Origin of the sequence: Dietzia sp. UBA5065 (assembly GCA_002415925.1) — a bacterium.
GTDB lineage: Bacteria > Actinomycetota > Actinomycetes > Mycobacteriales > Mycobacteriaceae > Dietzia.
On record DIAZ01000132.1, the window covers coordinates 14174 to 26376 of the forward strand.

Below are 12203 nucleotides of genomic sequence, written 5' to 3' on the forward strand. Positions count from 1 at the left end.
GTCGGCGTACGCGTGCATGACGGGGCCGAACCCCACCACCCGGGCCGCCACCTGCCGGGACTCGAACCCGGCATGCTCGAACCGGCGGATGGTCTGCGGCGGGTCGGAGAACTCCGAGTGCACGATGAGCATGGAGCCGCCCGGGGCCACGAGATCGGGCGCCAGGTCGCACAGCTGGTCGAGCACCACCCGGCCGTCGGCCCCGGCGTCCCACGCCCGGTTCGGCCCGGTCCCCCGCAGCGGAGCGTCGGACGGGACGTAGGGCGGGTTGGACACCACCACGTCGAAGGGGCCGGCGCGGCGGGCGTCGTCGAGGGTGCCCACGCGGGCGTCCACCCGGACCCCGGCGCGCCGGGCGTTGCGGCTCGCGCACGCCACCGCGAGGGGTGAGATGTCGTAGGCGATCACCTCGGCCGCCCCCTTGAGGGCGGCCTCGATCGCGAGGATCCCGCTCCCTGTACAGATGTCGAGGACCCGCCTGCCCGCCACCGGGACGCCGCGGTCGAGCGCCTCGCAGAGCAGCCACGAGTCGTCCTGCGGCGCGTACACGCCGTCGTCGACCTCGATGTGGCCGAACCGGGTCTGGGTCATGGGTCCTCCGGGTGGGGGGCGTCACGGATGCCGCCCAGTCAAGCCCCGGGCCCCGACCCCTGCAACCGCTCGGCCGCTACAACTGCCAGAAGAGCCCGCCCGGCACGTCGCCGCCGCCGGTGAGCCGGCAAGTGAGCAGGGTGCCGTCGGCGGCGGTGACGGCGGCGTCCTCCTGCATGCAGGGCTGGCCGAGCAGCGCCGGGCCGGTCCCGTCGGGGCCCGTCCCGGCGGGCTGGGGCAGCCACAGGGGGCCGGCCCCTCCCGGGTCCTCGAGGCAGAACAGCGGGGAGCCGTCCTGGCCCTGGGCCAGTTCGCCGATCATGTGGCAGGGCGCGCCCGTCGCCACCACGTTGGCCGGCAGCTGGGTCGACGGCGCCGCGGAGACGGTGCTGCTCGGGGTGGTGGCGACCGGGACGGGGGTGGTGCTCTCCGTGACCTCGGGGAGGGAGGTGGGGGTCGACGACGACGAGGTGGTCACCGCGGTTGTCGGCGTCGGGGTGGCGTCGGTCCCCCCGTCCGCCGAACATCCGGCGAGCGCCACCCCGGCCGCCACCGCGATCGCGATGACGGCCGGGACACGGCGACGCCCCGTGGTGGAGGACGGGTGGTGCGTCGCGGTGTGGTTCATGCGTTCCTGCTCCTGTCGCGGGTGCTCAGGCCCCGATGATGAAGGCCTCGAGCTCGGCGCGGGCCTTGTCGTCGGCCATCTGGACCGGCGGCGACTTCATGAGGTAAGCGGACGCCGGCAGGATCGGTCCGCCGATGCCGCGGTCCTTGGCGATCTTGGCGGCGCGGACGGCGTCGATGATGATGCCGGCCGAGTTGGGCGAGTCCCACACCTCGAGCTTGTACTCCAGGTTGATCGGGGCGTCGCCGAACGCGCGACCCTCGAGGCGAACGTACGCCCACTTGCGGTCGTCGAGCCACTCCACGTAGTCGGACGGGCCGATGTGGACGTTGCGGTCGTGGACCTTGTTCTTGAGCGAGCCCTCGAGGTTGGAGGTGACGGCCTGGGTCTTGGAGACCTTCTTGGACTCCAGGCGGTCGCGCTCGAGCATGTTCTTGAAGTCCATGTTGCCGCCCACGTTGAGCTGGTACGTGCGGTCCAGCGCGACGCCGCGGTCCTCGAACAGCTTGGCCATGACGCGGTGCGTGATGGTGGCGCCGACCTGCGACTTGATGTCGTCCCCGACGATCGGGACGCCCGCGCTGCGGAACTTCTCGGCCCAGACCGGGTCGGAGGCGATGAACACGGGCAGGGCGTTGACAAAGGCGACCCCCGCGTCGATGCAGCACTGCGCGTAGAACTTGTCGGCCTCCTCGGAGCCCACAGGCAGGTAGCTGACCAGGACGTCGACCTCCGCGTCGCGCAGCGCCTGCACCACGTCGACGGGCTCGGCGGCGGACTCCTCGATGGTGAGGCGGTAGTACTTGCCCAGGCCGTCGAGGGTGGGGCCACGCTGGACGGTGACGCCGGTCGGCGGCACGTCGCACAGCGCGAGGGTGTTGTTCTCCGAGGCGGTGATGGCGTCGGCGAGGTCCACGCCGACCTTCTTGCCGTCGACGTCGAACGCGGCGACGAACTCCACGTCGGCCACGTGGTAGCCGCCGAACTCCACGTGCATGAGGCCGGGGACGGTCTGGTCCGCCGCGGCGTCCTTGTAGAACTCGACGCCCTGGACGAGCGACGACGCACAGTTGCCGACGCCGACGATAGCGACGCGCACCTTCTTGTCGGTCATGGGGATTCTCCTTGTGATGGGTTCTCTGTCTGGATGAGCTCGTTGATCCAGCGCAGCTCGCGCTCGCTGGTCTCGAGCCCGAGCAGGGTGAGCTGTCGGGCGTACCGGAGTTCGGTCGGGCCGGTCCGGGTGGCGGCGTCGCGCTGGCCCTCGCGGCGTTCCTCGAGCACCCGCCGCCGACCCTCGAGGAGCCGGACCCGGGCGGGCCCGGGGGTGCGGTCGAAGAAGGCCAGGTGGACGCCGAAGCCGTCGTCGTTGAACGACGAGGCGCCGGGCTCGTCGAGCAGCGCCGCCAGGGTCCGGCTGCCGCCGGCGGTGATGCGGTAGGTCTTGCGACCGCGCCGGGCCGTGGCGGGTGGGCGGGTCGCCGTGGCCGCCGAGGCGTCCTCGACGATGTCCCCGTGTTGCTGGAGTCGGCGCAGGGTCGGGTACAGGGAGCCGAAGGACACGGTCCGCACCGTGCCGAGCATCTCGGAGAGCCGCTTGCGCAGCTCGTAGCCGTGCATCGGACGCTCGTCGAGCAGGCCGAGGATGGCCAGTTCGAGCATGCCGGCTCCCCCCTTCCGCGCGTCGATCCTGGTGGTGTCATGCGACGATCACCGATCTTACACCCTCTGATGTATCGGGCCGATATACCCGGCCGTGGCATCGGTGTGACGCGTCGCCGCCGCGGAGACCCGGGCGCGGACGAGCCCCCGCCACCGGAGCCGCACCGGCATCCGGCGGGGGTCGTAGGCTGACCACGTGGACCAGGCCGACTCCCGCTTCCCGCGACCCGGCCCCCCGCCGGGTCCGGGGGACCCCACCGGACGCGACGCGCTCAGGCGTCGACGGGTGGTGGACTTCGCCCTGCGCCGCCGCGGTGTCCTGGCGGACCTGCGGGAGGGCGCGCTGTCGCTGCGCGAGGTGTGCGACGCCGACGTCTACCTCCTGCGCGCGGCGGGGTTCCACGGGGTCGTCACCGAGACGGTCTGCCCGGTGTGCCGCAAGGAGAACCTCACCGCGGTGTCCTGGGTCTTCGGCGACGACCTCGGCACGGCCTCCGGTTCCGCGCGGAGCCGCGACGAGATCCAGCAGCTGGCCCTGACCCACGACGCGTTCACCGTCCACGTGGTGGAGGTGTGCCGGAGCTGCTCCTGGAACCACCTCGTGGAGTCCTACGAGGTGGGCCTCGCGCGGGGTGAGGGCAGACGCGTCCGACGGGCCGCGCGGGAGCTCCGCCGGCACAGCTGAGCCGCGGGAGTTCGGAGTGGAGCGCGATTTCGTACACAATGGTCGCCAGAGCACCGTCACCGGGGGTCGCCCGGACCGGTCGGATCGGCTCGCAGGAGGATAGAACATGTCGCAGAGTGGCAGGACACGTCGGTCGGCCGACGAGGACCACGGCGGGTCCACGGACCAGCGCGGCTGGCTCCGGCGTCACCCGATCTGGACGACCGTGATCCTCCTCGCCGTCGTCCTCCTGGTGGTTCCGCTCGCGATCGTCGCGGTGACCTACAACCGCACCGAGATCCCCCGCCCCGGCAGCGTCGCCACCAACCAGATCTCCGAGATCTACTCCAGCGACGGCACCACGATGATCGGGCGGATCGTCCCGCCCGAGGGCAACCGCACCCTGGTGGGGATCGACGCGATCCCGGTGCACGTGCGCAACGCCGTGATCGCCGCGGAGGACCGCAGCTTCTACACCAACGACGGGTACGACCCCACGGGCATCGGCCGCGCGGTGATCGGCCAGGTCACCGGCGAGTCGAGCGCCGGCGGCGGCTCGACCATCACCCAGCAGTACGTCAAGAACACCATGGTCGGTGACGCTCCCACCTACGAGCGCAAGGCCAAAGAGATCATCATCGCCGCCAAGATGACCAACGAATGGTCCAAGGACCAGATCCTCGAGGCGTACCTCAACACCATCTACTTCGGCCGCGGTGCCTACGGGATCGCCTCCGCGTCCACCGCCTACTTCAACAAGCCCGTCGAGAGCCTCACGGTGGAGGAGGGCGCCCTGCTGGCCGGGGTCATCCAGTCGCCGTCCGCGCTGGACCCGCTCAACAACCGGGCGGCGTCCGAGGCGCGCTGGAACTACGTCATGGACGGGATGCGGGACATGGGGGCGATCGACGCGCAGCAGCGCGCGATGGCGACCTTCCCGCAGGTGGTCGAGGACCCGATGGCGATCGAGCAGAACGTGGGCGACCCGACCAACGGCCCGATCCGCCGCCAGGTCCTGGCCGAGCTCGCCATGTCCGGGATCGACGAGCAGATGCTCAACACCCGGGGCCTGAGGATCACCACCACCATCGACCCCAAGACCCAGGCGGCGGTCGTCGGCGCGGCCCGGTCCAACATGCAGGGGGAGAATCCGGAGAACCGCACCGCGGTGGTGTCGATCAACCCGCGGACCGGCGGCGTGATCGGGTACTACGGCGGCGAGGAGGCCGAGGGCTGGGACTACGCCAACGCCCCGCTGCAGACCGGCTCCACGTTCAAGATCTTCGGCGTCGCGGCCGCGCTGGACCAGGGGATCGGCCTGGGGACCCAGATCTCCTCGGCGCCGGTCACCACCGGCGACGTCACCGTCACCAACGTCGGCGGCCAGTCCTGCGGCACCTGTTCGATCGCGCAGGCGCTCAAGCTCTCCCTCAACACCTCCTTCATCCGCCTGCAGCGGATGCTGGACAACGGCGCGAACGACGTGCGCGACATGGCCCACCGGGTGGGGATCCCCAAGGAGATCCCGGGCCTGCCGTGGGAGACCCTCAGCGAGCAGGGCGGGGACCCGTACGACGGCCTGATCCTGGGGCAGTACCCCATCCGCGTCCGCGACATGGCCACCGCCCTGGCGACGTTCGCCGCCGAGGGCGTCCACCACCCCACGCACTTCATCCAGAAGGTCGAGACCGCGGACGGCGAGGTGCTCCTGGACAACTCGACCCCCGAGGGCGAGCAGGTGGTGGACCGGGACGTGGCCACCAACCTCACCTCGGCGATGGAGCCGATCGCCGCCTACTCCAACGGCCACTCGCTGTCCGGGGGGCGCCCGTCGGCCGCCAAGTCCGGCACCACCCAGCTCGGCGACACCGGCTACAACAAGGACGCGTGGTTCGTCGGCTACACGCCGTCCATCGCGACCGCGGTGTGGGTCGGCACGGATGACAACCAGCCGCTGTTCAACTCCTACGGCGGCATCATGTACGGCGCCACGGTGCCCGCCGACATCTGGAAGTCGGCCATGGACGGGGCCCTCACGGGCACGGACTGGGAGGACTTCCCCCAACCCGGGTACATCGGCGGGCAGGCGGGGGCGTCGCAGTGGGAGTCCTCGGGTGGTGGCTCGGGGTACACGGGCGGGACCTCCGCCAACCAGAATGTCGAGCCCGCGCCCACCTTCGCCCCCGCCCCCGTGGAACCGCCGCCCGCGCCGCAGGCCCCGGGTCCGCTGACGCTCAACGTCCCGGGCCTGCCGGAGATCGTGATCCCGGGCGCCGGGGCGCCGGTTCCCGCCCCGGTTCCCGCCCCCGCCCCCGCTCCCGCCCCGGCGCCGGTCCCGGACGGAGCCGGCGGGCCGGGCGAGGGCGGCGCCTGACCGAAATCCGGTGGACTAGGGTGTGACCGTGCAGAGTAACGGCCACCTCTCCCCCCTGCCGCTCGACGACGACCTCCGGTCCCTCGAGCCCCGGGACCGGGTCCGGCCCGGCGACGGGTCGGGGGCACAGGTCCTCGGCGCGTGGGGTGGGCCGGTCGGGCGGCACGCGGCGGTCGGCCGCCAGCGGTTCTGGACGCCGCTGCGCGTGATCATGGTGTTCACGGTCCTGTTCCTGGCGCTCGGGTTCCTCAGCAAGGCGTCGTGCCTCGAGACCACCTCCCCGACCGACGGGTCCGAGCCGGGCCTGAACTGGACCGGGCAGCAGTACTTCAAGGCCTGCTACGCGGATCCCCTCCCGCTGTACTCGGCTGAGGGCCTGGCGTCGGGCGCGCTCCCCTACAAGTACAGGTGGGTCACCGACGACGGAGTGGTCCGGTACATGGAGTACCCGGTGGTGTCAGGGATGTTCCAGTACGTCACCGCCCAGTCCGCGCAGGCCTGGCACGCCGTGGCCCCCGGCGGCCCGATCGAGGTGGTCAAGTACTTCCTCCTGGGCGCCGTGCTCCTCGCGATGGCGTGGATGGTCGCGGTCTGGGCCACCTACAAGTCGGCGGGGCGCAGGCCGTGGGACACCCTCCTCATGGCGGCCAGCCCGCTCGTCGTCTTCCAGGCCTTCACCAACTACGACCTGCTCGCCGTGGCGCTGGCGTCCGTGGCGCTGCTGCTGTGGGCGCGCAGGATGCCGGTCTGGGCGGGCGTGGCGCTGGGCGTCGGGGTGGCGGCCAAGCTCTATCCGCTGTTCCTCTTCGGGGCACTGCTGGTGGTGGCGATCCGCCGGCGGCGGTTCGCCGACCTGGCCAGGGCGGCCGCGGCCGCGGCGGCGGCCTGGCTGGTGGTCAATCTGCCGATCATGCTCCCGTTCCCCGAGGGGTGGAAGGAGTTCTTCCGGCTCAACTCGGACCGGCCCGCGAACCCGGAGAGCATCTACGCCGTCGTCCAGACCCTCACCGGCTGGGGCGGCTTCGACGTGGGCCGGGCGGCGGGGGAGGCCCCGTCGACCCTCAACGCGGTGTCCCTGGTGCTGTTCGCGCTCGGCTGCGCCGCGGTGCTCGCCATAGGGCTCACCGCGCCCCGGACGCCCCGGCTCGCCCAGCTGGCGTTCCTCGTCGTGGCGGTCTTCCTGCTCACCAACAAGGTGTGGAGCCCGCAGTACTCCCTGTGGCTGGTCCCGCTCGCGGTGCTGGCCGTCCCGCGCGCGCGGCTGCTGGTGCCGTGGATGGCCTTCGACGCCCTCCTGTGGGTCGCCCACATGCTGTACTTCCACGGCGTGGCCAACAAGGGCATCGGCCCCGAGGTCTTCCACCCGCTGGTCCTGGTCCGGGACCTGATGGTGCTGGCGATCTGCGTGGTGGTGATCGTCGAGATCTACCGCCCGCACCTGGACCGGGTCCGGATGACCCACCAGGGCGGCCCCGAGGGGCCGGACCCGTTGGCCGGGGTGCTCGCCGACCCCGACGAGCCGATGGTGGAACCCCCCGTCGGGGCGGGAGGGGACCACGACGACGAGGTGCGTCGGACCCCGACGGCCGTGGGCGCCACCGCATGAGCACCATCGGGATGATCGGGATGTTCCTGTGCATCCTCGTCGGCTTCATCTGCATGGTCACCGCCGCCGGGGGCTTCCGGGCCGGCTGGCGTCAACCCGTCTGGATCTCCTGGACCGTCGCGGCCTTCCTCTTCCTCACCGTGGTGCCCGTCGTCCTGGCGCTGACGATCGGCCTCCGGCACGGGTGACCCGGACCGAGGTCAGGTTGCTCGTGCGGGCGGTCGAGAAAGGCCACATCCGCCGGGACGACCCGGGGGATTTCGTCCACCGAGCTCAGACGGGGTAGCCTTACCGGGTTGCTGACGCAACGACCCTCCTGCCACGGAGATACCGTGGCCGAATCTGTGAGTCCACAGGAGGTGATGAGGTCCCGTGCGTCAATACGAAGTTATGGTCATCCTCGATCCGAGTCTCGACGAGCGCACCGTGGCGCCGTCGCTGGACACGTTTCTCAACGTGATCCGGCAAGAGGGCGGTTCGGTCGACAAGGTCGATGTCTGGGGCAAGCGACGCTTCGCCTACGAGATCAACAAGCAGACCGAGGGCATCTACGCCGTCGTCCAGATCAAGTCCGACCCGGACGCCGTCAAGGAGCTGGATCGTCAGCTCGGGCTGAACGAGAGCGTGCTCCGCACGAAGGTGCTCCGCGCCGACAAGTGACCCGGACTGTCAGACGGTCCCGGTAACCTGGGCGCAGTCGGTCGATCCGAATCACATCCACCTCAGCTCTCACACGGAGGACAAGCGCATGGCACAGGGCGACACCCCTATCACCGTGGTCGGAAACATCGTCGCGGACCCCGAGCTACGGTTCACGCCGTCGGGTGCCGCGGTGGCGAACTTCCGGATCGCCTCGACGCCACGCCGCTTCAACTCGCAGACCAACCAGTGGGAGGACGGCGAAGGCCTGTTCCTCACCTGCAACGTCTGGCGGCAGGCTGCCGAGAACGTGGCGGAGTCCCTCCAGAAGGGCATGCGCGTCATCGTGAACGGACGCCTGCGCCAGCGGTCGTACGAGACCCGTGAGGGCGAGAAGCGCACGGTGTACGAGGTGGAGGTCGAGGAGGTCGGCCCGTCCCTCAAGTACGCCACCGCCAAGGTGACCCGCACCAACCGCGAAGGCGGCGGGGGCGGGTTCCAGGGCGGCGGTCAGCAGGGTGGAGCCCCGCAGGGCGGCGGATTCCAGTCCGGCGGCCAGGCGCAGGGCGGTTTCGGTGGCGGCCAGGGCCGCGGTCAGCAGAACGACGACCCGTGGGGGAGCGCCCCGCAGGCCGGCGGCTCCGGTGGCTTCGGCGGCATGGACGACGAGCCCCCGTTCTGATCCCTGGGTCGATTCCCACGGGGCGCCCGGTGCGCCCCACCCCATAAGCATGAGACATGACCTCGCGAGAGTCCGGCCACGGTCGGCTCGTCGGAGGAAAGAAAGGTAGACGGATCATGAAGCTGATCCTCACCGCCGACGTCGACAAGCTCGGAGCTCCGGGCGACATCGTCGAGGTCAAGGGCGGATACGGTCGTAACTTCCTGCTCCCGCGCGGGCTGGCCATCGTGGCCACCCCGGGCGCCGAGCGCCAGATCGAGTCCATCAAGCGGGCGCGCGACGCCCGTGAGGTGCGCGACTCGGACCACGCCAACGAGCTCAAGCAGAAGCTCGAGTCGCTGGCCGATGTCAAGGTCGCCGTGAAGACCTCCGACACCGGCAAGCTGTTCGGCTCGGTCACCGCGGGCGACGTCGCCGCCGCCGTCAAGACCGCCGGCGGTCCGGCGCTCGACAAGCGCTCCGTGCACATGCCCAAGGAGCACATCAAGTCCACCGGCGCCCACAGCGTCGTGGTGGACCTGGGTCACGACACCACCGCGCGGGTCGCGGTCGAGGTCGTCCCCGCCTGATCCGGCATGTAGGGCCCCGGTCGTCGCTCCCGACGGCCGGGGCCCTTGTCATGGCGGTCGGCGGGGCGGCGTGTGGACGACCTGTGGATAACGCGGGTGCCGTCCACCGTGCGTGACGGGTTCGTGATCATCACCGTTCATCTTTCGTTATCTCTTGCGTCGCCGATCCGGCCGTGGTAATCACCGTTCTCCACGGACCGGGTGGTCCGCTAAGGCGACGGTGACCAGCGGTTTTGACGGACCCGGGCTGGGCATTCCACGGGTTGTCCACAGTGATACACGCGTTGTCCCTGCGTAACGGTGGAGTTTCCACAGTTGTCCACAGGAGCCCACCAGCGATTGTGGAGAACCCTGTGGATAACCTCCAGGGCTGGCGCCGGGCGTGTCGCCGCGGTGCCCTACAGTGAAGGGGTCGCGCGGACCGGCGGGGCGGCCCGGTAGGGCGGGAACGCGTGAAGTGCGGAAGCGAGAGGGGTAGTCATGGCGCAGGGGGGATACAACGGTCCCGGAGAGATGCCGCCTCCGCCCGACGAGGGCGGCAGCGCCGAGTTCGGGCGCACCCCACCGCAGGATCTCACCGCGGAGCAGTCGGTGCTCGGCGGCATGCTCCTGAGCAAGGACGCCATCGCGGACGTGGTGGAGGAGATCCAGCCCGGCGACTTCTACAAGCCCGCGCACCAGGCCATCTACGACGTCGTCCTGGACCTTTACGCCCGTGGCGAACCCGCGGACGCGGTGACCGTCGCCGCCGAGCTGGAGCGCCGGGGTGATCTGCGCAGGGCCGGCGGCGCGACGTATCTCCACACCCTCATCTCCACCGTGCCGACCGCGGCCAACGCCGGGTACTACGCGGCGATCGTCTCCGAGAAGGCGATCCTGCGCCGCCTGGTGGACGCCGGGACGCGGATCGTGCAGTACGGCTACTCGGGATCCGAGGGGGCCGACGTCACGGAGGTCGTGGACCGGGCCCAGGCGGAGATCTTCGAGGTCACCGAGCGGCGGACCACCGAGGACTACGTGATCATCGAGGAGCTCCTGCAGCCCACGATGGACGAGATCGACGCGATTCACACCGCGGGCGGTCTCAGCCACGGCGTGCCCACCGGTTTCGCCGACCTCGACGCCGTCACCAACGGTCTGCACGGCGGTCAGATGATTATCATCGCCGCCCGCCCCGGCGTGGGTAAGGCGCTCGCGCTGGACACCATGCTTCCCACCCCGGGGGGCGTGACCACGATGGGCGAGGTCGCGGTGGGCGAGAGCGTCCTGGGCTCCGACGGGCAGCCGACCCAGGTCGTGGCCGTGACCGAGGTCTGGCGGGACCGGCCCTGCTACACCCTGCGGTTCAACGACGGCGCGGAGCTCGTCGCGGACGCCGAACACGAGTGGCGGATCGAGATGGGCGGCACCCACCAGGTCGTCACCACCAAGTCGCTCGAGACGCTGATGCTGGTGAGCGACTCCGGGATCCTGATTCCCGAGGACCCGGCCTCCGGGCGCGCCGATCGGGTGATCATCGACGTGAGGGTCGCGGCGAGCGTGCCGGTGAGGTGCATCGAGGTGGCCGCCGCCGACCACCTGTACCTGGCCGGCCCCACCGCCATACCCACCCACAACTCCACCATCGGCCTGGACATCATGCGGTCGTGTTCCATCAAGAACGGGCTCACCTCCGTGGTGTTCTCCCTGGAGATGAGCAAGACCGAGATCGTCATGCGTCTGATGAGCGCCGAGGCGCGCGTCAAGCTGTCGGACATGAAGTCGGGCAAGATGAGCGACGAGGACTGGACGCGGATGGCCCGGCGGATGGGCGAGATCTCCGAGGCGCCGCTGTTCATCGACGACTCGCCCAACCTCACCATGATGGAGATCCGCGCCAAGGCCAGGCGGCTCAAGCAGAAGCACGACCTCCGGCTGATCGTGGTGGACTACCTGCAGCTGATGTCGAGCGGCAAGAAGGTCGAGTCGCGCCAGCAGGAGGTCTCCGAGTTCTCCCGTCAGCTCAAGCTGCTGGCCAAGGAGCTCGACGTGCCGCTGATCGCCATCTCGCAGCTGAACCGTGGCCCCGAGCAGCGCACCGACAAGCGGCCGCAGGTCTCCGACCTCCGCGAGTCCGGCTCGCTGGAGCAGGACGCCGACATCGTCATGCTGCTCCACCGGCCCGACGCCACCGAGCGCGACGATCCCCGCGCCGGCGAGGCGGACCTGATCCTGGGCAAGCACCGCGGCGGCCCCACCTCCACGATCACCGTGGCGCACCAGCTCCACTACTCGCGGTTCGTCGACATGGCGCGGGGTCTGTAGCTGCCGTTGTCGCTGTGCGGTCTAGATTGACGAAATGACCTTCTAGATTGACGGGCGAACCAGCTATTTGGGCGTCAGAATCCTCTTGACCAGGTGAAATCCAGAATCATCAGTAGTCCGACCGCTACGGCTCGGTCAATCTAGAAGTTCTGGGACGTGCATAGATGCTGGTCAAAAGGCTACGAACGTTGTTGGCTTTACGAATGTAGTGGTCGAGCTTTGCGGTTTCGTGGACGGTGCAGGTCACGAGGCATAACGTGAGTTCCGAGGACGGATGTCTACTCCGACTAGTAGTGCCCCATAAAGTGGTGNNTGTCGGTTGCCAAACAGTTTGTCAGTTTGCCAAACCCGTGTCAGTAGCGTGCCACTAATTTGTCAGTGGTGGCCTTCGGGACGGCGGCGCCGATCAGAGTGCGTTCTATAACTGCCGGGCCCGGCGTTCATCTCCGTGGCTGAGGGGCCTGACGGGTATCGGCGTAGTCGC

At 69.9% G+C, this 12203-nt stretch carries 12 protein-coding genes; 8 read left to right on the forward strand and 4 right to left on the reverse strand.

The genetic code is table 11. The features are described 5' to 3' along the window. The 4 genes from B4M60_RS10340 to B4M60_RS10355 all read right to left on the reverse strand — a co-directional run. Positions 1–591 (reverse strand): HemK2/MTQ2 family protein methyltransferase (locus B4M60_RS10340; RefSeq protein WP_291083260.1); only part of this gene is annotated, 591 nt, incomplete at its 3' end. 76 nt (positions 592–667) lie between these two features. Beyond that, positions 668–1219, reverse strand: a complete 552-nt coding sequence (locus tag B4M60_RS10345) for a hypothetical protein (protein WP_291083262.1) — start codon at positions 1217–1219, stop codon at positions 668–670. Positions 1220–1244: 25 nt separating this feature from the next. After that, positions 1245–2333 carry an inositol-3-phosphate synthase gene (locus B4M60_RS10350; RefSeq protein ID WP_291083265.1) on the reverse strand — a complete coding sequence of 363 codons (1089 nt, stop codon included), beginning with the start codon at positions 2331–2333 and terminating at the stop codon, positions 1245–1247. After that, positions 2330–2881, reverse strand: a complete 552-nt coding sequence (locus B4M60_RS10355) for a PadR family transcriptional regulator (RefSeq protein ID WP_291083268.1) — start codon at positions 2879–2881, stop codon at positions 2330–2332. The genes B4M60_RS10350 and B4M60_RS10355 overlap by 4 nt, the downstream gene beginning before the upstream one ends. A 286-nt stretch (positions 2882–3167) precedes the next feature. Here B4M60_RS10355 and B4M60_RS10360 point away from each other — a divergent pair, with 286 nt between their 5' ends. From B4M60_RS10360 to dnaB, 8 genes are all read left to right on the forward strand, one after another. Next, positions 3168–3566 (forward strand): DUF5318 family protein, encoded by a 399-nt coding sequence (locus tag B4M60_RS10360; protein ID WP_291083295.1) that lies wholly within the window; start codon positions 3168–3170, stop codon positions 3564–3566. A 106-nt stretch (positions 3567–3672) separates the two neighbouring features. Beyond that, positions 3673–5919: a transglycosylase domain-containing protein gene (locus B4M60_RS10365; protein WP_291083271.1), complete on the forward strand. Its 2247-nt coding sequence runs from the start codon at positions 3673–3675 to the stop codon at positions 5917–5919. A gap of 22 nt (positions 5920–5941) precedes the next feature. Beyond that, positions 5942–7525, forward strand: coding sequence for a glycosyltransferase family 87 protein (locus B4M60_RS10370; protein ID WP_291083274.1), 1584 nt, complete (start codon positions 5942–5944; stop codon positions 7523–7525). Further along, positions 7522–7713: a hypothetical protein gene (locus tag B4M60_RS10375; protein WP_291083277.1), complete on the forward strand. Its 192-nt coding sequence runs from the start codon at positions 7522–7524 to the stop codon at positions 7711–7713. The genes B4M60_RS10370 and B4M60_RS10375 overlap by 4 nt, the downstream gene beginning before the upstream one ends. A 184-nt stretch (positions 7714–7897) precedes the next feature. Next, positions 7898–8185, forward strand: a complete 288-nt coding sequence (gene rpsF / locus B4M60_RS10380) for a 30S ribosomal protein S6 (RefSeq protein ID WP_291083280.1) — start codon at positions 7898–7900, stop codon at positions 8183–8185. Between the two features lie 88 nt (positions 8186–8273). Then, positions 8274–8846 carry a single-stranded DNA-binding protein gene (locus B4M60_RS10385; RefSeq protein WP_291083282.1) on the forward strand — a complete coding sequence of 191 codons (573 nt, stop codon included), beginning with the start codon at positions 8274–8276 and terminating at the stop codon, positions 8844–8846. Positions 8847–8962: 116 nt separating this feature from the next. Beyond that, entirely contained in the window at positions 8963–9415 is a 453-nt protein-coding gene (gene rplI / locus B4M60_RS10390) for a 50S ribosomal protein L9 (RefSeq protein WP_291083284.1), read from the forward strand. Positions 9416–9895: 480 nt separating this feature from the next. Further along, the gene (gene dnaB, locus B4M60_RS10395; protein WP_291083286.1) at positions 9896–11719 is read left to right on the forward strand and encodes a replicative DNA helicase; all 1824 of its coding nucleotides are present in this window, start codon (positions 9896–9898) and stop codon (positions 11717–11719) included. The last annotated feature ends 484 nt before the right edge of the window (positions 11720–12203 follow it).